Here is a 21157-nt window from a genome sequence, read left to right as displayed (position 1 = left end):
GGTGATTTGCATAACTATGACAAATTATCTTTCAATGATTGGGATTAAAGTACCAACACGTTTTGTCCTATAACCCAGATGGTGATTCCTATAATTCGTATTAGTTACTAAATAGGTCGATTTGATAATTGATTAAATTACTTTACAAATAGAGGATTTTTTATTTGTATATCGAATTAATATATATAAGGGAAGGAGGCGTTGGCTATGAGCCGATATTTTGAAAATGAATTGATTGAACAAATTAAAGATGCAAATGATATTGTATCTGTAATATCTGAGCATGTAGCCTTAAAGAAACGGGGCAAGAACTATTGGGGTTGTTGTCCATTTCATAATGAAAAGACGCCGTCCTTTAGTGTTGCCCCTGAAAAGGGCTTTTATTATTGTTTTGGCTGTCATGCATCGGGGAATGTCATTAAATTCCTTATGGAACTTGAGCATTTAAGCTTTGTTGAGGTCTTAGAGCGCCTTGCTAATCGCGCTAATATTCCATTGCCAGAGGCAAAGCTTTCACCAGAACAACGAGCTCGAGATGAACGACGGAAAAAACTATATGAAGCGTCAGAACTAGCGGCTACATTTTTCCATAATTGCCTTACTCAAACATCGATTGGTAAGGTTGGCCTTGATTACTTAAAGAAACGAGGCCTTACAAAAGAGACGATTGAGAAATTTAAATTAGGCTTTGCACCAGATGGTTGGGATAAGTTGTATCGTGCGTTTCACGAACGCGGCATCGATGATTCAATTCTCTTGGAGTTAAATCTAGTTCGTAAGAATCAAAAGGGGCAGTTTTACGATTTCTTTAGAAACCGTATTATGTTCCCTATCATGGATGGTAAAGGTCGTGTAGTTGCCTTTGGTGGACGTGTCATGGATGACAGTACGCCAAAATATTTGAACTCACCAGAATCAGCCATTTTTGAAAAGGGGAAACTATTATTTGCCTTTGATAAGGCTTATAAATCCATTCGTCAAGAACGACAGGCTATCCTTGTGGAAGGGTACATGGATGTTATATCTGCCCATAATCATGGTGTTACTAATGTAGTAGCATCCTTGGGGACGGCTTATACACGAGACCATGGGCATATCTTGATGAGGCAGGCTGATGAAATTGTACTGGCCTATGATATGGATGGGGCGGGCCGTCAAGCAGCGGCTAGAGCCATAGAATTACTACAAAATACGGACTTCAAGGTGCGTGTCCTCGCTATGCCAGATGGTAAAGATCCAGATGATTATGTACGTAATCATGGGGGACAAGCATTTAAAGATTTAGTGGCTAAAGCGGTTAAGCCTCTTGATTATTTATTGAGTGAGTCCCTAATTAAACACGATACAAATGATACGGAAGGGAAGCAAGCTGTATTGGCTGATGTATTCCCGTATATTGCTAATATAGATAGTCAAACACAACGGGATGATGCATTAAAAACATTGGCATTACCGCTGTGGCTTGATAATAGTAGTATCTTTAGATATTTCAGAGACTATGTAAAAAAAGGACAAATAGAATTAGTTGATACTGCATCTGCACCTTTGCCAACACAGGATTTACCTAAAGGTGATGCAGAAAAATTACTGTCCTTAGCCTTTACAGATGGTGAAGTGTTACAACATATGATGAGCTATTTGCCATTAGAGGACTTTGAAAAAATTGAATATCGCGGTATAATAGAAAAGATATTCACCTTATTTAAACGAGAAGGTCGTCTAGATGATACTACCATTCAGTCTGTTTTATCCCCATCGGAGTATGATATTTACTCTAGATTGGTTGTTATGAGTGACGATGAATATAAGGTGCAAGTGCCTGGATTAATCCGCAAGATAAGGCTCCATTCATTGCGTGAACAGTATAAAGCGCATTCAATTATGGCGGATCAACTAAAACGGGCAGGAGATTCGACGTTTATTAGCGAATTACATAAGTGTCAGGAAATACAGAACTTAATTAGAGAATGGTCTAAGTAATATAAGGTAAAAAGGAGAGCGCTGTGGCTAAGAAAGTACAAAAAAGTCAAATAGAGGAGATTGTTGAACAACTTCTTGAAAAAGGCCGAAAAACCGGTGTGTTGACACAATCAGAGATTTCAGATGCTCTTCATGAGCAGACTGATCTTACTGCAGAACAATTAGATGATATTTATACTACATTTGGTAAATTAAACATTGAAGTAGTAGCTGATATCGACGGTGAGGACGCTGATGCTAGTCCAATAGAGCCAGAAGAAGAGGATGAAGAAGATACTTCTAGCGAAAAGAATATCTCCATCGATTTAAGTGTAGACTCTGGCGTTAACATTGACGATCCTGTACGTATGTACCTCAAGGAGATCGGTCGTGTCCCATTGCTTTCCGCTGATGAGGAAATTGTTTTAGCTAAGCAAATTGAAGCTGGCGCAGCAGAAGATGCTACATATAAAGATATTCAACTTGCCAAAAAGGCTAAGAAAAAATTGGTAGATGCGAACTTGCGCCTCGTTGTAAGTATTGCAAAACGCTATGTAGGTCGTGGGATGTTGTTCTTGGACTTGATTCAAGAAGGTAACTTGGGCCTTATTAAAGCTGTAGATAAGTTCGATTATACAAAGGGTTATAAATTCTCCACATATGCTACATGGTGGATTCGTCAAGCGATTACTCGCGCTATTGCGGACCAAGCTCGTACAATTCGTATTCCAGTACATATGGTAGAAACAATCAATAAATTGATTCGTATTTCCCGACAATTGTTGCAAGATAAAGGTCGTGAACCATTACCAGAGGAAATTGCAGAAGGTATGGGTATTACGGTAGAGCGTGTGCGTGAAATTCAAAAAATCGCACAAGAACCAGTATCATTGGAAACTCCAATTGGTGAAGAGGAAGACTCTCACTTGGGAGACTTCATTGAAGACCAAGATGCTATTGCTCCAGATGATGCAGCTAGCTACATCTTATTGCAAGAACAAATTGAAGATGTATTTACATGCTTAACTGACCGTGAGCAACAAGTATTGATCTTGCGCTTTGGTTTGAAAGATGGTAAACCGCGTACATTGGAAGAAGTAGGTCAACATTTCAATGTAACTCGTGAACGTATCCGTCAAATCGAAGGTAAGGCGCTTACTAAATTGCGCAATCGTGGTAAACGCGATAAAATTAAAGACTTCTTATAAGATGTTGAATCTCTTAAGGGTTGTAATACAGTGCTATTGTGCTGTGTTGCAACCCTTTTGTGATATAATTAAAGATAGTAAACGTAAGTGATAAAAGTACGTTAAAGCCTTTTAATGTAATACATAGCAAATATTAAAGCGCATATAATATATTAAAGTTCGTATAATATTTAGGAGATATAATGTTTACAGTTACAAAACGATTAGAGGTGAGTGCATCTCACCAATTGAAATTAGATTATCCAAGCAAATGTCAAAATCTTCATGGGCATAATTGGATTATTACGGTTCATGCTCGTTCTGAAGAGTTAGACCAAAATGGCATGGTTATTGACTTTACCATTATTAAGGAAAAAATACATGGCCGCTTAGATCATCGCCATATCAATGATGTATTAGGCGATATCAATCCTACTGCTGAAAACATGGCAAAATGGATTGCCGATGAGTTGGGCCCTAAATGTTTCAAGGTAGAGGTTCAAGAGTCTGAAGGGAACACAGCTATTTATGAACGTGATTGAAATCTTCGCTTCTATTGATGGTGAAGGAAGTCGACAAGGGCTATTAACCACATTCTTACGCCTTCATGATTGCAATATACGTTGTTCATATTGTGATACTACCTATAGTTATGGTATTGATAGTACTTTCACAGACATGACCGTCCGAGAGGTGGCTGATGCTATTGAAGGTTTAGGAAATCATCGAATCACCATTACGGGTGGTGAGCCACTATTACAAGAAGCTGCTGTGGTGGAGCTAATCGATGAATTAAATCGTCGTAAATCTGCTAAATTAGAGGATAAACTGTGTGTTGATAAACAATCGACTACGGGAAATAACGTATCTGAAGACGCTCAAGACGTATTAGATAGTGAAAGTTCCTACGATTTCAATATTGAAACAAATGGTACGATTATACCGAGCTTTCACCGAGAAAATGTGTGGTTTACCTACGATTATAAAACACCATCCTCTTTAGCTGAGGAATCTATGAATTTAGATATATTTAAAGTTTCTAGGGAACAGGATTTAATTAAATTTGTAGTCGGTTCCGTAGAGGATTTAGACTGTATGCGTCGTATGATTAATCAATATCCTACAAAGGCTCAAATTTATGTATCACCAGTGTGGGGAAAAATAGAAGCAGCTACCATTATTGATTATATGAAAGAGCATAATCTACAAAATGTACGATTCCAATTACAAATTCATAAATTCGTATGGGATCCTGATGCGAAAGGTGTATAGTATAGTTAGGGTGTAGGTAGAGTATCGAGTGTTTTTTATGCAGTATGATACATTATGATATGATGACACCGTGATATAAAGGGGAATATATGGATACAGAAAAAATAGAATCACTTGTATATCAATTGCTAGAAGCCTTGGGGGAAGATCCTAATCGTGAAGGCTTAGTAGAAACGCCTAAGCGCGTAGCTCAAATGATGGCAGAGGTATACGAAGGGATTCAGTATACAAATGCTGAGATTGCCGAAATGTATGGTAAGACCTTTGAAGTAGATACAAATCAAATGGTAGTCGTAAAGGATATTACATGTTTCTCTCATTGTGAGCACCATATGGCACTTATGTATGATATGAGTATTAGCATTGGCTATATCCCTAAAGGTCGCGTTATTGGCTTATCTAAAATACCTCGCATTGCTGAAATGTGTTGCAAACGATTGCAATTACAAGAGAAAATTGGAGAAGATATCGGTGAAGTTATTTCACTGGCTACAGGGTCAGAGGATGTTATTGTTCATATTACATCTTCTCATAGTTGTATGAGTGCAAGAGGGATTAAATCTACAGATAGCCAGACTACTACATTAGCTACAAAGGGTGTATTTAACGAAGATAATATGATTCACCGGTTTATGTTGATGAAACAGTCATAGACTAGATATCTTGACTAATAGTTAGGCTATTCGGTATAATTAATAAGCTAGAAACTAACTGTGGGCCTATAGCTCAGGGGTAGAGCAACCGGCTCATAACCGGTCGGTCCCTGGTTCGATCCCAGGTGGGCCCACCAATTATGTTGATATCTACCGTCCTTGAGTTTTCAAGGGCGGTTATTTTTATATGTATTCCATTTATTTCTTAGATACAATAGTCATTACTAAGATGGATTAGTAGATGATACTCTACAGTATCCATCGTCTGATTTATGAGTTTACTAAGAGATAAATAGCAAATAGAGGAATTATGGAACCTAGACCTATGATGGATCGCTTAGAGGCGGTTTTTTCGATTGTGCCAAAGGCTCGTGCAATAGCTGATATTGGTACTGATCATGGATATTTAGCAGTAGAACTTATCAACCGTAATCGTGCTGACTTTGTTATAGCCGGTGATGTACATAAAGGCCCTTTAGAGTCTGCAAAGGAATATGTTCAGTCTTGTGGTTTAAGCTCTAAAATTGATTGTCGATTAGGGGATGGACTAAAGGTTACGGAGAAGGGCGAATTAAATGGCGCCATTTGCTGTGGTATGGGGGGATACCTCATGCGCGATATTGTAGATGCAGGGCCGGAGCCGTTGGAGTTTTACGTATTACAACCGCAGAATGGGCAAAAAGAATTGCGTCAGTATATGGTGCAAAAAGGCTATATTATTGTTCTTGAAATTATCGTAGAAGATGCAGGAAAATTATATACCGCATTTTTGGCTGTTCGTAATGATCAGGTAGAAGCGTATACGGGCATGGCTGAATACGTAGATGTGTATCAATCATTACCAGAGGATTCTTTGCTGTGGTCAGTAGGGGCTCTTCTTGAACAAGAACGTCCACCTCTTTGGACGAAATATATTGAATATTTAATATATCAACGACAATGTGCCTTAGATGGTATGACAGAGAAATTGAGCCATACTGATAAGTATCGGGATTTAGAGCGCGAAGTCGAATTTCTTCGCAGTCTTTTAGAATGTAGATAGAAAGAAGTGAGTTTTATGACAACTGTTCAACAAGTTATAACCTTAATGGAACAATTGGCACCTCGATCCTATGCCGAATCTTGGGACAATGTAGGCCTTATGGTAGGGGACCAAAATGCTATGGTTACAGGTGTATTAACTACATTAGATGTAACAGAGGAAACCATTTCGTATGCCATTGAACATGACTGTAATTTAATCATTAGTCATCACCCGTTAATTTTTAAAGGATTAAAACAATTATCTTGTGATACGACTCAAGGTCGCATGATTCATAAATTGATTCAACATAAGATTGCCGTATACAGTGCCCATACGAATCTTGATATTGCACCTGGTGGCTTAAACGATATGTTGGCAGAACGATTAGGTCTTATAGATGTTAAGGGCTTTATCAAAACCGGTGAAGATGCGCTATATAAATTAACTACATTTGTACCTGAAAATGCAGCTGATGCGGTTCGTCATGCTATGGGTGCTGCTGGTGCAGGTAAAATTGGTAATTATGAGCATTGTAGCTTTAGTATTCATGGTGAAGGTCGCTTCATTGGTAACGCAGATTCTAATCCTGTTATCGGTGAAGCCGGTGCTTTAACGGTGGCAACTGAGGTGCAAGTGAATGCTGTCGTTGATGGTACACATTTAAGCCAAGTTGTAGAGGCAATGAAAGAGTCCCATCCTTATGAAGAGGTAGCTTATGAAGTAGTATCCTTGGCTGAGCCAAAAGGTTCAATTCAATATTTAGGCCGTATTGGTCGATTGCCAAATGCACTCAATTTAGATACATTCCGTGAATGGGTTCAGGAAGCATTGCCAGACGCTAATATTCGTTTTGCTGGGGTAGCTCCTCAAGAAATACAATCTATAGCACTCTGCTCTGGTGCTGGCGCAGAATTTATTAAGGATGCAGCTCGTCTACATGTGGATGCATATATTACAGGCGATGTGAAATATCATGATGCCCAATTGGCTAAAGAGGTGGGATTGCTCGTAGTTGATGCGGGACATTTTGGCACAGAATCTATTGTTGCGAGAGGCTTATGTGACTATTTACTTAGTCAAAATGTACCTGTTCCTGTGAAAGCTTTTACAGAACAGAATGATTTCTTTTTCTTATAATATTGCATTTTCTTGCAACAAATAGGTTAGCTATGATAAACTGAATTGAAGCAAGTATGAAAGACGGTTGCGAGTCCATAGGGCTCGAGGAAAGTCCGAGCTCCATAGGGCAGGATGCCAGATAACGTCTGGCGAGGGTAACCTTAGGGAAAGTGCCATAGAAAAGGAAACCGCCACGTCAGTGGTAAGGGTGGAAAGGTGAGGTAAGAGCTCACCAGCAGTCTGGTAACAGGCTGGCTCGGTAAACCCCATCCGGAGCAAGACCGAATAGGGAAGGGTTAAGGGTGGTCCCGCCTACCTTCCGGGTTGTGTCGCTCGAGCGTGCAGGCGACTGTACGCCTAGAAAGATAATCGTCACCGCGTAAGCGGAACAGAACTCGGCTTATTGATTGCTTGCTTCCATATTTAAGATATAATTTATAGTATATAAGATTGTAGATCTTTGTTAGGAGAACTTCATGGCAATTACAGCGATTACTAGTGTACAAGAATTTGATGAAAAAGTACTTGGCTCTAAAGGTTTAGCTATTGTTGATTTCTGGGCTGCCTGGTGCGAACCTTGCACTGTTATGCGTCCAGAAGTAGAAGCAGTAGCTGAACGTTTAAAAGGACAAGTAGAGTTCTTTAGTGTTGATGCAGAAGATAAAAATCTTCGTGGTATTTTGTTGAAAGAAGATATTGATGGTATTCCATCTATGGTATTCTTCCGTGATGGCAAAATGCTTGATTCCCTTGTGGGTTACAAGAAAGCTGATGTGCTTGAGTCCCTAATCAAGGAAGTTATCTAATTTATTGATAACTAATGAATTTTACAAAAAATATATAATACAAGGCTGTATGCAAGTTAAATAAAATTTCTTGTATACAGCTTTTTTATTTGAATTATATAGTTTTCATAAATATTAAGTGATATAATAAAGTAGTAAGAATATGATTGTTATCGTAATAGCTGTGATGAATTAAGTAGTATATTATTTAATTTTCATAGTATGATTATTATCATAATAGTTGTAGTTCATTAAGTAATATTGATATATTGCGCAAAGTTGTTGTAAGGAGGCTATATTCCGTGAAGAATCGTGTAAACAGTTTATGGACACTCTTCCAAGAGCGACGTTTGAGTCGACGCACATTTATGAAATCCTGTGTAGCACTCACCGCTATTTTAGGTTTGCCACCAACGATGTTAGACACCGTTGTTAAGGCTGCTGAAACAACTGAATTGCCTACGGTAATTTGGCTACATGGTCATGAATGTACTGGTTGTAGTGAGTCCTTTATTCGCTCATCTTCTCCATTTACATCTGATGTAATTTTGAATATGATTTCTCTTGAATATGATGATACCTTGGCGGCTGCATCTGGTGCACCATTAGAGGAACATTTAGAGAAAATCATCAAAGAAAAAGCAGGCAAATACATCTTGGCTGTTGAAGGTGGTGTGCCACTTGATGAAAATGGTGTTTACTGTACAGTAGGTGGTCGCACATTTAAAGAATCCTTATTAGAAGCGGCTAAAGGTGCAGCAGCAATCATCGAATATGGCTCTTGTGCATCTTGGGGCGGTATTCAAGCGGCTAAACCAAATCCAACAAATACAGTATCTGTATCTTCTGTTGTATCTGGCAAACCTATTATCAAAGTTCCTGGGTGCCCTCCAATTCCAGAGGTTATGACTGGTGTAATCATGCATTATGCATTATTTGGTCAAATTCCACCTCTTGATTCTCAAGGCCGTCCTAAACAATTTTATGGCAATCGTATTCACGACACATGCTACCGCCGTGCCTTCTTTGACTCTGGTCTCTTCGTTGAAAAATTCGACGACGATGCATCTAAATCTGGTTGGTGCTTGTATAAAGTAGGTTGTCGTGGACCTCAAACATATAATTCTTGTGGTAACTTACGTTGGTGGAATGGTTTGTCCTATCCAATTCAATCCGGTCACGGCTGTATTGGTTGCTCTGAAAAGGGCTTCTGGGATAATGACGTATTCTACAAACGTTTACCAGATATTCCATTGGCTAATACCATCACAACTGCTGATACAATCGGTACAGTAGCTGCTGTTGGTGCTACTGCAGCAGTTATCGTTCATGGTGCTGCCACTCTTACGCGTAATAAAATTCTTGATATGAAAGAAGAAAAACGCTTAAAAGAACAAGGCTTATGGGATGAAAAGAAACATAATAATGGAGGAGGTCACTAATGAAACGCGTAGTAGTAGATCCGATTTCCCGTATTGAAGGTCATTTACGGGTAGAAATAAAAGTTGATGAAGCGAGTGGTAAAGTAGAGGACGCATTGTCTTCTGGTACTGCTTGGCGCGGTATCGAACTTGTTGCTAAAGATCGCGATCCTCGTGACCTTTGGGCGTTCGTTCAACGTATTTGTGGTGTATGTACTACAACACATGCCTTGGCAGCATTACGTGCTGTAGAGGATGCTCTTGGAATTACTATTCCTAAAAATGCAAACTACATTCGTAACATCATGCATAGCTCTTTAGATGTACATGACCATATTGTTCACTTCTATCATTTACACGCTCTTGACTGGGTTAGCCCTGTAGCAGCTCTTAGTGCAGATCCAGCTAAAACAGCACAATTACAAAATGATGTATTAAATACTTATAATGTAAGTGGTTTAGCGCCTGCTGAAACTGCGTCTAAAGACTCTGCATATCCTAAAGAGTTCCCTAAAGCTACAACTGCTTATTTCACAGCTATACAACAAAAGATTAAGAAAATTGTAGAATCTGGTCAATTGGGTATTTTCTCCGCTCAATGGTGGGATCATCCTGATTATAATTTGTTGCCACCAGAGGTTCATTTGATGGCCGTATCCCATTACTTGAATATTCTTGATCGTCAACGTGATATCGTAATTCCTCACGTTGTATTTGGTGGTAAAAACCCTCATCCGCACTATGTTGTAGGTGGCATGCCATGTTCTATTTCTATGAATGATATGAATGCGCCTATTAATACACAACGTCTTGCTGCGGTAGAAGAATCTATTGCATTGGCTAAAGATTTGGTAAATAATTTCTACGTGCCAGATCTATTAGCTATCGGCAAAATGTATGTAGAAAAAGGCATGATTGATGGCGGTGGCCTTGCGAAAAAACGCGTTATGTCCTACGGTGACTATCCAGATGATACATATTCTGGCATTTCTAATGGTGACTACCATAAAAAATGTGTCGTTCGTTCTAATGGCGTAGTTGAAAACTTTGCATTAGGCGTAGATAAAGCTACATTTATTCCATTAGAAGGTAAAGACTTCATGGATCCTCAATACCTCAGTGAAGAGGTTGATCATTCCTGGTTCACATATCCAGATGGTAAAAGCTCTCTTCATCCTATCGAAGGTGTTACAGATCCTAAGTTTACAGGACCTAAATCTGGTACAAAAGAAAAATGGGAATTCCTTGATGAAGATAAAAAATATTCTTGGATTAAATCCCCAACTTTCAAAGGCAAAACTGCAGAAGTTGGCCCATTAGCAAAATATATCGTTGTATATACAAAAGTAAAACAAGGTATCATTAAAGATCCAACTTGGGCAGAATCCATGATTGTTCGTCAAATCGATACAGTATCTCAAGTACTTGGCGTTCCTGCTCACGTATGGATGACTACAATGGTTGGTCGTACAGCATGTCGTGGCCTTGATGCACAAGTAGCAGCAAATATGAGTCAATACTTCTTTGATAAACTCGTTGCTAACATCAAAAATGGTGACACTACTGTAGCTGATATGACTAAATTTGAGCCAAATACATGGGATAAAGATGCTAAAGGTGTTGGCCTTGTAGATGCTCCTCGTGGTGGTTTGGGTCACTGGATTCATATTAAAGATGGTCGCTCTGCAAACTATCAATGTATCGTACCATCTACATGGAATGCATGTCCTAAGACTGCAGCTAACGAACATGGTGCCTACGAAGACTCCATGATTGATACACATGTAAAAATTGCAGATAAACCACTTGAAATCTTGAAGGTAATTCACTCCTTCGACCCATGTCTCGCATGTGCAACCCATTTATACAATAAAAAAGGCGAAAAAATTGTTTCCGTCAATACAGATGCATTGTGTAAATAAAGGGTGGTGGGCTTATGTTAATACATACTGACAAAAAGGCGTATGTCGTATTTAGTTTATGGCTGCGCATATTCCACTGGACTATGGTGCTTAGTGTAACGGCTTTATTCTGGACTGGCCTATATATTGGTGATCCAGGGTTTGCAGCTATTACAGGTAATCCAGAGCCAACCTTTGCAATTGACGGCTGGTTCTCTATGGAAACTATGCGTCGTATCCATTTCATTGCGGGTGTTATCTTAACATTCTCCTTTATCTTCCGATTTGCTGGTGCTCTTTGGAATCGAGGGGACAGATTATTACCTAAATTCCGTCAAAAACGGTATTGGTACGGTCTTAAAGAAACTACATTGCACTATTTGATGATTCCTCAAAAGCATGAACATCATTGGCTTCGTAACTCCTTAGCGAGAACTGCGTACATGATGGTGTACATTATGTTCTTCTTTGAAATCTTAACGGGTTTTGCCATGTTTTCAATGGTTAATCCTAATGGTATTTTAGGAACTTTATTTGCTCCAGTTGTTACATTATTTGGTGGTGAATACAAGGTTCATATTATCCATCACTATATTGCTTGGGGCTTCTTGTTCTTTACTATTGTTCATGTGTACATGGCATTCCGAGAAGACGTTATGGAAGAATCTGGTGAAGTATCTGCCATGGTTTCCGGTATGAAGTATTATGCGCATGATCCAATCGATATTGAAGACCTCAATGGCAAACGCCGTCGTGGTGAACGTATCGATAAACCATCTGGTACAACATATCGTCCAAGTGATCCTAACGATCCTAGAGAAAGAGAATTACAAGAAAATGACTAATACAAGTACTGAAATCATCAGTGGCTTGGAACGATACGCGGACTCAGAGGGTCCGCGTATTGATTTAAATAGCCTTTATGATGATGGTAATAATGAAATCGTTCTACTTGGTGTAGGCAATATATTACTAACCGACGAGGGGCTAGGAGTACATGTAGTAAAAGAGTTAAAAGACTCTTTTACGTTTACACCGCCTATTTCTATTATTGATGGTGGAACGATGGGGATGGAGCTGCTTACGTATATGCGTGGTATGAAGAAAATTCTACTCGTAGACGCTATTAATGGTGGGGAAGCTCCAGGAACTATATATGAGTTCCCTCATAAGGAATTAGAACAATATTTCACAGAACATATTTCTGTACACGAAGTAGGAATGCAAGATATTTTACGTATCCGCGCCATTCAAGAAGACCCCTTAGAGGATGCTGTTGTTATTGGGGTGGAACCAGAATCGTTAGAGATTGGTTTTGAACCTAGTGCACCTGTACAACGAGCTTTACCAGAGGTGAAAGAGCGTGTACTCAATGTGTTACGAGAATGGGGCGTAACTGCAGAACCTAACACTTAAACTAATAGGTTTATAAGATGTAAAATTATCTCTAATAGGAGTATTTATGATTGAGAATTATAGTAATGTTCGCGCCGTTTTAAATGAGTTGCGTTTAGCACTTAAAAATTTGCGTGAAACAGGTGAGACTTATTCTATTTATATAGAGAAAACAGGTCTTGCAGAAGAAGAGCAAGTGGAGGTATTAGAAACACTTGGTCGTGGTCATATTACGATTAACTTCAATGAAACAGATCAGCCTGTAGAGTGGTATGAATCTCAATTCTCTGGAATTTGGATTGGCACCTTTAAAAATGGCCGAGATGATTCGATTTTGCACACTGTAGAGGTTGCTAAGTATCCAGTCGTAGCTGGTGCATATGAAGAGGATATGGAACTAGCAGAGGCAGATTTACAATCTTGGATTGATGCTGCTGGCCTATAATATAAGAGACCCTTATCAGGGTCTCTTTCTTCTCTGCAGGAGAAGATTTTGGTGATTCAGTTAGTTAGAATCATTAAATTAGCTTTGTTTTTTATAATGTTAGTGTTTTATTCATATTTTAAGTATATATAATTGGTTTATATAAAGAAAAATTTGTAAAATTACGATAGATTTCATGAAGACTGAATGAAATTAGTTGAATTTCTTGTATTTGATGTAAAAAAATTATTTGATTTTTTGATTAATTATTGGTTTAGTTAGTTAATAACAGTATTTTTTAGCTTTTTACTGATATAAATTTATTTTATAATACGGTTTATTAAGTAGTTTCATATATAAAATGATATATTACTTATTTGATATACTTATATATAAGGTAAATGAAGAGGAAAAGCGGTAGAGTGTGAAGAAATCGCTTATTTACTGAGTTTGTAGATATAAATTTGCCTATTGTTAACCTTGATGATTTGCCTTAATTTACTAATTAACTTAAAATATGTGAGTAAAATACTTTGGAGGATTTATGTTACTTTCTATTGTAGTGCCTGTATATAACGAAGAAGAGAACATAGCGAATTTTTATAAAGCTGTAACTGATGTTATGTCAGGACTCACGTACGATTATGAACTAATCTTCGTAGACGACGGCTCTAGTGATTCGTCATCTATGATATTGCGTGAAATTGCTTACAATGATAAACATGTCAAAGTGTTATTGCTTGCTCGTAATTTTGGGCATCAGACTGCGCTTACTTGTGGTCTTGATTATGCTCATGGAGATGCAGTTATTACAATGGACGGTGACATGCAGCATCCACCAGCTTTGATTCCTGAACTTGTTCGGTTGTGGGAATCGGGGTATGATGTGGTGCGCACCATACGCGATTCAACTGAAGATGCTAGTTGGGCTAAATCTTTCACGTCTAAGTATTATTACAAACTAATGAACAAAATGGCTGATGTTCCTATTGTTGAAGGTGGATCTGATTTCCGCCTCATGAATAGTAAAGCATTGGGCACATTGAAACGGTTTAGAGAACATGGTCGTTTCTTGCGCGGTATTGTCGGTGCCTTAGGGTATAGACAAGCTGAGTTGCACTTTGTGGCGCCACCTCGTTTTGCAGGGGTCTCAAAGTTTAGTGTGCGCAAAATGATACGATTTGCTCTCGATGGGGTAACAGCCTTTTCAAGAGTTCCTTTACGGGCTGCTTTGTACGTCGGTGTACTATGTGGTGGGTTAAGCTTCTTGCTTATATTGCACCTCTTGTATGTATATCTTACGGGTCAAGCCTTGAATGGATGGACTACCTTGGGCGTATCAATTTTGTTCATTGGTGGGATTCAACTCGTCGGACTGGGAATTATTGGCGAGTATGTAGGTCGTATTTTTGAAGAGGTGAAGCAACGGCCTTTGTATTGGGTTAAGTCAGCCATAAACTTTGATGAGCATGAAGAGGCTCCATTACTTGGACCTAGTAGTGCAGATGTGTTTATGGCACCTGAGACTTATACTCACAAAAGCAAAGAAGACTAGCTGTATTTGTGAATGCAAATAAATAGACGGTTAGTATATTTTGAATAAATAACTTACTTTAAAAGTTTTTGGAAAGGAAGCATATGAAGTCAAAATATAGTAAGGTTAAAATAACGGCATTAACATTAACTTTTGTGTGTGCCACAACAGCCATGGTAGGTGCAACAACATTACAATATGGTGATAAGGGCAAAAGTGTTACAGCGGTTCAACAACAACTAATTAAACACGGTTATAATGCTACAGATAAAAATGGTGTATATGGTAAAGAAACGAAATGGGCAGTTCGTCTGTTCCAACAAGATCGTGGCTTACCAGTGGACGGTATCGTAGGTCCTGCTACGTATAATGCATTGATGAGTGCTCCTCGTTCTACGAAGGCAGTATTGACTCAAAATGCAGCGACAAAAGCAGTAGCGACAAAATCCGCTTTCACAAACAACAATGCGACGTCTCGTCGTATTGCAGGTCAATCCATTACTGGCAAAAATATTAAATTAAATAATATTACAAAAAATGAAACACCAAATAGCATTCACGCTATCTTGGCAGAAGCGGATAAATACCGCGGTGTACCATATGTATTTGGTGGCACTACTCCAAGTGGTTTTGACTGCTCTGGTTATGTTAAATATGTATTTGCGAAACAAGGTATCTCTTTACCACGTTTGGCAGATGAACAATATAACGTAGGTGTTGAAGTTTCTCGTGCAAACTTGAAAGCCGGGGATTTGGTATTCTTTGAAACATATGAACCAGGTCCGTCTCACTCCGGTATTTATATTGGCGATGGCAAGTTCATCAGCGCCACTTCCAGTCGTGGTGTTGCAGTAGCAGATCTTGATACTGGCTATTGGGGTGAACGCTATATCGGCGCAAAACGCGTTATCTAAGCTAATATATAACTAGCTTTAAAAGAGGCTATACGAATCAATTATGTTCTGTTGATTTGTATAACCTCTTTTTCGTTTATGTAAAACTTGAATTTTATCCTAACTTTTCTCATTGTAAAAGTATAGGAACTCCGCATGACCTCAATGTTTTTGATAGATTTTATATCGGTTTTACGTTATAATGAATAGTAAATAATTTTAGGAGGAATATACACATGAAGGGTAATGAACTGCGTCAAGCATACTTGCAGTTTTTTGAAAGCAAAGGACATTTAAAATTAGATAGTTTTTCTCTTATTCCAGAAAACGATCCGTCTCTATTATTGATCGGGGCAGGTATGGCGCCATTGAAGCCTTTCTTTACAGGTAAATTGGTACCTCCTTGTCATCGTATTACAACAAGCCAAAAATGTATGCGTACTGGTGACCTTGAAAACGTAGGTCGCACAGCTCGTCACCATACATTCTTTGAAATGCTTGGTAACTTCTCCTTCGGTGATTACTTCAAAAAAGAAGCGATTCACTGGGCATGGGAGTTCTTAACTGAAGTTATTAAACTCGATAAAAATAGATTATATGTAACTGTATATCCAGATGACCAAGAAGCTTATGATACTTGGCATAATGATTGTGGTGTAGAAGAAAGCCACATTACACGTCTTGAAGATAACTTCTGGGAAATTGGTGAAGGTCCATGCGGTCCTGATAGTGAAATCTTCTTCGACCAAGGTCCTGAACATGGTTGTGATGATCCTAACTGTGCACCAGGTTGTGATTGCGATCGCTATCTTGAAATCTGGAACTTAGTATTTACTCAATTCAATAAAATGCCAGATGGCACATATGAGCCATTGCAACATAAAAACATCGATACAGGCGCTGGTCTTGAACGATTGGCTTCCGTATTGCAAGGTTGCAAAACAAACTTTGAAACAGATTTGATTTTCCCTATTATTGAAGCGACTGCAAAACGCGCTGGCGTTACATATAATGAAAATCCAAATACAGATGTTTCTTTGAAGGTTATCGCTGACCACGCTCGTGCTGTTACCGCATTGATCTCTGATGGTGTATTGCCATCCAACGAAGGTCGTGGTTACGTATTGCGTCGTATTTTACGTCGTGCTGTACGTCATGGCCGTTTACTTGGTATTGAAGGTATCTTCTTAACACCACTTGTTGATGTAGTAGTAGATATTCTTGGCCCTGGCATCAAATCCATTGCAGAAAAACAAGATTTTGTTAAACGTGTTGTACAAAATGAAGAAGAACGCTTTAACCAAACATTGGAACAAGGTCTTGAGTTATTAAACTCCTTAATCGATACACTTGCAGCTGAAAAAGCAACTGTAGTTCCTGGTACAGAAGTATTTAAACTCTATGATACATATGGATTCCCTTGGGAATTAACAGAAGAAATCGCTTCTGAACGCGGCTTTACAATTGACCATGAAGGTTTTGAAGCAGCTATGAAGGAACAACGTGAACGCGCTCGTGAAGCTCGTGTAAAAGAAGATGCGAAGGTAGCAACACCAGACATTACGTTCTTGAAAGACGAAGAACTTGTTGAAGATGAAGCAGAAACTGCATCCTCCGTATTGATGCTTGGTAAAGGTTCTGAACGCTTGCAAACAGCAGCTGATGGCGATGAAATTACTGTTATCGTACGCACTACTCCATTTCATGCTGAAGGGGGCGGTCAATTAGGTGATACAGGCTTTATCGTTGGCCCAATGGGTAAGGTAGAGGTTCATAATACAAAACGTTTACCTGAAGGCACTGTATATCATATCGGTACTGTTGTAGAAGGTTCTATCTCTGAAGGTGATGATGTAACACTTGAAGTGGATACAAATCGTCGCGCAGCAATGGCTCGCAACCATACAGCAACACATTTGTTACATGCAGCATTGAAAAAGGTTCTTGGCGAGCATGTTAACCAAGCTGGTTCTCTAGTAACTCCGGATTACTTGCGCTTTGACTTCACTCATTTCTCCCCTGTAACACAAGAGGAACTTGATCAAATCGAAGCTCTTGTAAATGAAGAGATTTTAAAAGCTACAGACCTAGCTATTGCTGAAATGTCCATGGACGAAGCAAAAGCGAAAGGTGCAATGGCACTCTTTGGCGATAAATATGGCGATGTAGTTCGCGTTGTAGAGGTTCCTGGTTTCTCCGTTGAATTATGTGGTGGTTCTCATGTAGGCAATACTGCTTTCATTAGTTCCTTCCGCTTAACTTCTGAAGCTGGTATCGGTTCTGGTGTACGTCGTATTGAAGCGATTACAGGTCGTGCAGCTCTTGATGCAGCAAAACATGATCGTTTGACTATCGAACGCATGGCAGGGGAACTTAAAACTAAAGCTCCTCAAGTAGAAGAACGCTTACATCAAGTCTTGGCAGAAGCAAAAGAAACTGCAAAAGAATTAGAACAAATTCGTAAAGAGCTTTCTGCAGCGGGAGCAGCTGATATCATTGCTGGTAAGGTTATGATTGGCGATGTAACATTTGTAGCGGCTTCTGTAAAAGCTTCCTCTGTTGATGAATTACGTGATCTAGCTGATATGGGCCTTGATAAATTAGATGGTTCTGGCGTAGTGCTTGTAGGCGCTGCTATGGGTGATGACAAAGTTAACTTTGTATGTAAAGTCTCCAAAGATGTAGTAGCTAAAGGTGCTAAAGCGGGTAACATCGTAAAAGCCGCAGCTCAAGTAGCTGGTGGTAATGGCGGTGGCCGTCCAGATATGGCTCAAGCAGGCGGTAAAGAACCAGCTAAATTGATGGATGCATTAAAAGCTGGTGGTGAAGCTTTAACATCTATGTTACAATAGGCATATAATTTTATAATTATACTTATATCTGTTATAGAAAAATTTTATAATGCATAAAAAGTTACTGACTTTGTAGCTTTAATTCAAGTATAATAGGAGGCGAGGTTTCACTTTTTACAGTGAAACCTGCCAATGTAATAAAAAGGAGGGATACGATGAAGGTTTCTGATGAAACTATGTTATTCCGTAAAGTAGACGATGAACCGATGACTGCTGAAGAGGTTCTCACTCGCGTTTATCAATCTATTCAAGAAAAAGGTTACAATCCAATCAATCAAATTTTAGGTTATCTAATCTCTGGGGATCCAGCGTACATTACAAGCTATAATAATGCGCGTTCTGATATCCGCCGTTTAGAACGGGATGACTTGATTGAGGAATTGTTGAAAGAATACGCAAAGGCAAAACAACTATAATGAGAATTATGTCATTAGATGTGGGCAGCCGTACTATCGGTATTGCCTGTAGTGATGCACTGCTCATGACAGCACAAGGTATTGAAACCATTCGTAGAACATCTTTTGAAAAAGACTTTAACCGCTTACAAGAACTCATTACTGAATATGAAGTACACGAACTTGTAGTAGGTATGCCGAAAAATATGAATGGTACAAAAGGTGAACGGGCTGAAAAGACCGAAGAATTTGTTGAAAAGATGAAAGAGGTCATCGATTTACCTGTAACATATTGGGATGAGCGGTTATCTACTGTTATGGCTGAACGCCAACTCATTGCAGCTGACGTGAGTCGTAAAAAACGTAAGTCCGTTATTGATAAAATGGCAGCGGTTGTAATTTTGCAAGGATATTTAGATCGCTTGCAGTTTAATAAATAAGTATTTTTTTAAGGAGGGTTTCCGATGGTTGACCAAAATTTTGAAGGCGAAGTATATTACTTGGAATTCGAAGATGAAAACGGTAACAAACAGTATTTCACAGAGGATATTATTTTGAGCCATGAAGGCCAAGAATATGCTGTTCTTGTACATGTACAAGATGAAGAGGCTGACCATGAAGGTCAAGATGACACATACATGATCTTGGCTCGCATCGAAAAAAATGAAGAAGGCGTAGAAGAATACGTACCTTTAGATGAAGATGACGATAACTTTGAAACTCTAGTAAAATTGTATGAAGAAATGGAAGATGGCGAGTAGTCGTCTTCTTTATAAATATAGCGTGTTGTCTTTGGGCAATACGCTATTTTTATTTGTTATATATTAAGATGCCCATAATATGATAATGTCCTTTTGTATAGGGGAAATATGGACTTTATGGTATAATAAGATGATAAATACTGTTATGTTACAGAAAGGAACTCAACGTCGTGAGAAAAGCCTTAAGATATATTTTAATCCTTATTATTGTAGGCGTATTAATCATCGCAGGTGGTTTGGGAGCGATTTATTTAGTGCCAAACACCTTTGCTCAAGATGATGGTACACAAGTACTTGTCATCGAAAAAGGGCAGACTGGCACTGAAATTGCAGACATGCTCTATGAACGAGGTCTTATTCGTTCTACACAAGGCTTTAAGCTTTGGTTATATTTGAGCGGCACCAATGATAAACTTCAAACTGGTCACTACCAAATTCCTAACAAGGTAACTGTGCGCGAACTCATTTCTTTATTACAAGAAGGTCATGTAGAATCTATTCGTGTTACAATTCCTGAAGGATACACAGTTGGTGATATTGCTATCGTTCTTGAAAAAAATCAAATTATGAAGGCAAAGGATTTCTTAGCAGAAGCAAAGACCTTTGTACCATATCCATATATGAAAGGTACAAGACCTGCTACATATCCGGTAGAGGGCTTCTTATTCCCAAGTACTTATGAAATTCCAGTAGGTGCAACGCCACGTGAAGTGATTCAAATGATGGCTGACGAAATGAATCGTTACCTCACACCGGCTGTGAAGAAACAAATTCAAGCTCAACACATGAGTATTCATGACTTTGTAACATTGGCATCCATTGTTGAACGTGAATCTTTGTTTGATGCAGATCGTCCAACAATTGCAGGGGTATTTAAAAAACGGTTAGCCCATGGTATTCCATTGCAATCTGATGCAACCATTTCCTATGTACTTGGTTATGCAAAAGAAGATGTAACTATTGGTGATACGCAATTACAAAGCCCGTATAATACATACGTATCAAAAGGCTTGCCACCTGGTCCAATTGCGAACCCTGGTAAAAAAGCATTAGATGCAGTTTTGCATTCTGAAGATACAGATTATTTATACTTTGTAGCAGATAAAGATGGACATAACCACTTCTCTAAAACATATGAAGAACATTTAGCGGAAGTTCATAAAATCTATGGTAATGATACGGCTACATCCTCTAATACAGAGGCCGCAGTACAAGCTGGTCCTAACTATGACGTGGCTGTGGCAACGACAGAGCCTAACTACAATTACAGCTCTGAAGAAGCGGTGGAAGCAGATTCTCAATATGTTAATGTGGAACCTACGTACAAATATACACCAACAACGGTTCCAGCTGCTGAAATTCCAGCACCAACACCAGCTCCACAAGCACCAGCACAATCTGCACCAGCAACTCAATCATCTAGTTCTAACTCTTATGTGCCAACTACAACACCTGCTCCAGAATCTATGCAAAATGATGTACCAAGTACACAACAAGTACCTCATATTGAAGTAAAGCCAGCTGAATCTGTTGATCGCTCTACGCTTGTAATCCCTGGTAGTAATAGTACTAAGTAATGTAG

20 protein-coding genes, 1 tRNA gene and 1 other RNA gene are annotated in these 21157 nt (G+C 38.9%); all 22 read left to right on the top strand.

What is annotated here, in order from left to right; genetic code table 11:
• The first annotated feature begins 207 nt into the window (after positions 1 to 207).
• On the top strand, positions 208 to 1980 hold the full coding sequence (dnaG, locus tag LKD20_RS08470; protein ID WP_105089405.1) for a DNA primase: 1773 nt from the start codon (positions 208 to 210) through the stop codon (positions 1978 to 1980).
• 23 nt (positions 1981 to 2003) lie between these two features.
• Positions 2004 to 3167: an RNA polymerase sigma factor RpoD gene (gene rpoD, locus LKD20_RS08465; protein WP_227721472.1), complete on the top strand. Its 1164-nt coding sequence runs from the start codon at positions 2004 to 2006 to the stop codon at positions 3165 to 3167.
• Between the two features lie 182 nt (positions 3168 to 3349).
• On the top strand, positions 3350 to 3688 hold the full coding sequence (gene queD / locus LKD20_RS08460; RefSeq protein ID WP_227721471.1) for a 6-carboxytetrahydropterin synthase QueD: 339 nt from the start codon (positions 3350 to 3352) through the stop codon (positions 3686 to 3688).
• The gene (locus LKD20_RS08455; RefSeq protein ID WP_227721470.1) at positions 3675 to 4418 is read left to right on the top strand and encodes a 4Fe-4S cluster-binding domain-containing protein; all 744 of its coding nucleotides are present in this window, start codon (positions 3675 to 3677) and stop codon (positions 4416 to 4418) included. Before queD ends, LKD20_RS08455 begins: the two co-directional genes overlap by 14 nt.
• A gap of 89 nt (positions 4419 to 4507) precedes the next feature.
• Positions 4508 to 5071: a GTP cyclohydrolase I FolE gene (gene folE, locus LKD20_RS08450; protein ID WP_105089402.1), complete on the top strand. Its 564-nt coding sequence runs from the start codon at positions 4508 to 4510 to the stop codon at positions 5069 to 5071.
• 62 nt (positions 5072 to 5133) lie between these two features.
• Positions 5134 to 5208, top strand: a tRNA-Ile gene (locus LKD20_RS08445).
• Positions 5209 to 5381: 173 nt separating this feature from the next.
• A complete protein-coding gene (locus LKD20_RS08440; protein WP_227721469.1) occupies positions 5382 to 6113 on the top strand; it encodes a tRNA (adenine(22)-N(1))-methyltransferase in 732 nt (243 codons plus the stop codon).
• Positions 6114 to 6128: 15 nt separating this feature from the next.
• Complete coding sequence (locus LKD20_RS08435; protein WP_227721468.1) at positions 6129 to 7232, top strand: Nif3-like dinuclear metal center hexameric protein; 1104 nt, start codon at positions 6129 to 6131, stop codon at positions 7230 to 7232.
• Positions 7233 to 7282: 50 nt separating this feature from the next.
• Positions 7283 to 7633: RNase P RNA component class A (rnpB, locus tag LKD20_RS08430), an RNA gene on the top strand.
• A gap of 57 nt (positions 7634 to 7690) precedes the next feature.
• Positions 7691 to 8020 (top strand): thioredoxin family protein, encoded by a 330-nt coding sequence (locus LKD20_RS08425; protein ID WP_105089399.1) that lies wholly within the window; start codon positions 7691 to 7693, stop codon positions 8018 to 8020.
• A 281-nt stretch (positions 8021 to 8301) separates the two neighbouring features.
• Positions 8302 to 9441, top strand: coding sequence for a hydrogenase small subunit (locus LKD20_RS08420; RefSeq protein ID WP_227721467.1), 1140 nt, complete (start codon positions 8302 to 8304; stop codon positions 9439 to 9441).
• Entirely contained in the window at positions 9441 to 11342 is a 1902-nt protein-coding gene (locus tag LKD20_RS08415) for a nickel-dependent hydrogenase large subunit (protein WP_227721466.1), read from the top strand. The genes LKD20_RS08420 and LKD20_RS08415 overlap by 1 nt, the downstream gene beginning before the upstream one ends.
• Positions 11343 to 11356: 14 nt before the next feature.
• Positions 11357 to 12166: a Ni/Fe-hydrogenase, b-type cytochrome subunit gene (gene cybH / locus LKD20_RS08410; RefSeq protein ID WP_105089396.1), complete on the top strand. Its 810-nt coding sequence runs from the start codon at positions 11357 to 11359 to the stop codon at positions 12164 to 12166.
• Positions 12159 to 12737 carry a HyaD/HybD family hydrogenase maturation endopeptidase gene (locus LKD20_RS08405; RefSeq protein ID WP_227721465.1) on the top strand — a complete coding sequence of 193 codons (579 nt, stop codon included), beginning with the start codon at positions 12159 to 12161 and terminating at the stop codon, positions 12735 to 12737. Before cybH ends, LKD20_RS08405 begins: the two co-directional genes overlap by 8 nt.
• 46 nt (positions 12738 to 12783) lie before the next feature.
• Complete coding sequence (locus LKD20_RS08400; protein WP_227721464.1) at positions 12784 to 13161, top strand: hydrogenase expression/formation C-terminal domain-containing protein; 378 nt, start codon at positions 12784 to 12786, stop codon at positions 13159 to 13161.
• Positions 13162 to 13684: 523 nt separating this feature from the next.
• On the top strand, positions 13685 to 14695 hold the full coding sequence (locus LKD20_RS08395) for a glycosyltransferase family 2 protein (protein ID WP_105089393.1): 1011 nt from the start codon (positions 13685 to 13687) through the stop codon (positions 14693 to 14695).
• 83 nt (positions 14696 to 14778) lie between these two features.
• Positions 14779 to 15588: a C40 family peptidase gene (locus LKD20_RS08385; RefSeq protein WP_295781633.1), complete on the top strand. Its 810-nt coding sequence runs from the start codon at positions 14779 to 14781 to the stop codon at positions 15586 to 15588.
• Positions 15589 to 15803: 215 nt separating this feature from the next.
• The gene (alaS, locus tag LKD20_RS08380) at positions 15804 to 18419 is read left to right on the top strand and encodes an alanine--tRNA ligase (RefSeq protein ID WP_227721463.1); all 2616 of its coding nucleotides are present in this window, start codon (positions 15804 to 15806) and stop codon (positions 18417 to 18419) included.
• 155 nt (positions 18420 to 18574) lie between these two features.
• Positions 18575 to 18835 carry an IreB family regulatory phosphoprotein gene (locus tag LKD20_RS08375; RefSeq protein ID WP_009351224.1) on the top strand — a complete coding sequence of 87 codons (261 nt, stop codon included), beginning with the start codon at positions 18575 to 18577 and terminating at the stop codon, positions 18833 to 18835.
• Positions 18835 to 19254, top strand: a complete 420-nt coding sequence (gene ruvX, locus LKD20_RS08370; RefSeq protein ID WP_227721462.1) for a Holliday junction resolvase RuvX — start codon at positions 18835 to 18837, stop codon at positions 19252 to 19254. The genes LKD20_RS08375 and ruvX overlap by 1 nt, the downstream gene beginning before the upstream one ends.
• Positions 19255 to 19278: 24 nt before the next feature.
• Positions 19279 to 19575, top strand: a complete 297-nt coding sequence (locus LKD20_RS08365) for a DUF1292 domain-containing protein (protein ID WP_227721461.1) — start codon at positions 19279 to 19281, stop codon at positions 19573 to 19575.
• Between the two features lie 170 nt (positions 19576 to 19745).
• Positions 19746 to 21152 carry an endolytic transglycosylase MltG gene (mltG, locus tag LKD20_RS08360; protein ID WP_227721460.1) on the top strand — a complete coding sequence of 469 codons (1407 nt, stop codon included), beginning with the start codon at positions 19746 to 19748 and terminating at the stop codon, positions 21150 to 21152.
• Positions 21153 to 21157: the final 5 nt, after the last annotated feature.

This window comes from Veillonella fallax (assembly GCF_020687175.1).
Taxonomy (GTDB): domain Bacteria; phylum Bacillota; class Negativicutes; order Veillonellales; family Veillonellaceae; genus Veillonella; species Veillonella fallax.
Note: the sequence above shows the minus strand (reverse complement) of the source record. Positions and strands in the feature narration are given on the sequence as shown.

What these genes read in the sequence shown, in the direction of transcription:
- dnaG (WP_105089405.1), top strand. Translation starts at nt 208, where the DNA reads ATGAGCCGATATTTTGAAAATGAATTGATTGAACAAATTAAAGATGCA.
- queD (WP_227721471.1), top strand. Translation starts at nt 3,350, where the DNA reads ATGTTTACAGTTACAAAACGATTAGAGGTGAGTGCATCTCACCAATTG.
- LKD20_RS08455 (WP_227721470.1), top strand. Translation starts at nt 3,675, where the DNA reads ATGAACGTGATTGAAATCTTCGCTTCTATTGATGGTGAAGGAAGTCGA.
- folE (WP_105089402.1), top strand. Translation starts at nt 4,508, where the DNA reads ATGGATACAGAAAAAATAGAATCACTTGTATATCAATTGCTAGAAGCC.
- LKD20_RS08440 (WP_227721469.1), top strand. Translation starts at nt 5,382, where the DNA reads ATGGAACCTAGACCTATGATGGATCGCTTAGAGGCGGTTTTTTCGATT.
- LKD20_RS08435 (WP_227721468.1), top strand. Translation starts at nt 6,129, where the DNA reads ATGACAACTGTTCAACAAGTTATAACCTTAATGGAACAATTGGCACCT.
- LKD20_RS08425 (WP_105089399.1), top strand. Translation starts at nt 7,691, where the DNA reads ATGGCAATTACAGCGATTACTAGTGTACAAGAATTTGATGAAAAAGTA.
- LKD20_RS08415 (WP_227721466.1), top strand. Translation starts at nt 9,441, where the DNA reads ATGAAACGCGTAGTAGTAGATCCGATTTCCCGTATTGAAGGTCATTTA.
- cybH (WP_105089396.1), top strand. Translation starts at nt 11,357, where the DNA reads ATGTTAATACATACTGACAAAAAGGCGTATGTCGTATTTAGTTTATGG.
- LKD20_RS08405 (WP_227721465.1), top strand. Translation starts at nt 12,159, where the DNA reads ATGACTAATACAAGTACTGAAATCATCAGTGGCTTGGAACGATACGCG.
- LKD20_RS08400 (WP_227721464.1), top strand. Translation starts at nt 12,784, where the DNA reads ATGATTGAGAATTATAGTAATGTTCGCGCCGTTTTAAATGAGTTGCGT.
- LKD20_RS08395 (WP_105089393.1), top strand. Translation starts at nt 13,685, where the DNA reads ATGTTACTTTCTATTGTAGTGCCTGTATATAACGAAGAAGAGAACATA.
- LKD20_RS08385 (WP_295781633.1), top strand. Translation starts at nt 14,779, where the DNA reads ATGAAGTCAAAATATAGTAAGGTTAAAATAACGGCATTAACATTAACT.
- alaS (WP_227721463.1), top strand. Translation starts at nt 15,804, where the DNA reads ATGAAGGGTAATGAACTGCGTCAAGCATACTTGCAGTTTTTTGAAAGC.
- LKD20_RS08375 (WP_009351224.1), top strand. Translation starts at nt 18,575, where the DNA reads ATGAAGGTTTCTGATGAAACTATGTTATTCCGTAAAGTAGACGATGAA.
- ruvX (WP_227721462.1), top strand. Translation starts at nt 18,835, where the DNA reads ATGAGAATTATGTCATTAGATGTGGGCAGCCGTACTATCGGTATTGCC.
- LKD20_RS08365 (WP_227721461.1), top strand. Translation starts at nt 19,279, where the DNA reads ATGGTTGACCAAAATTTTGAAGGCGAAGTATATTACTTGGAATTCGAA.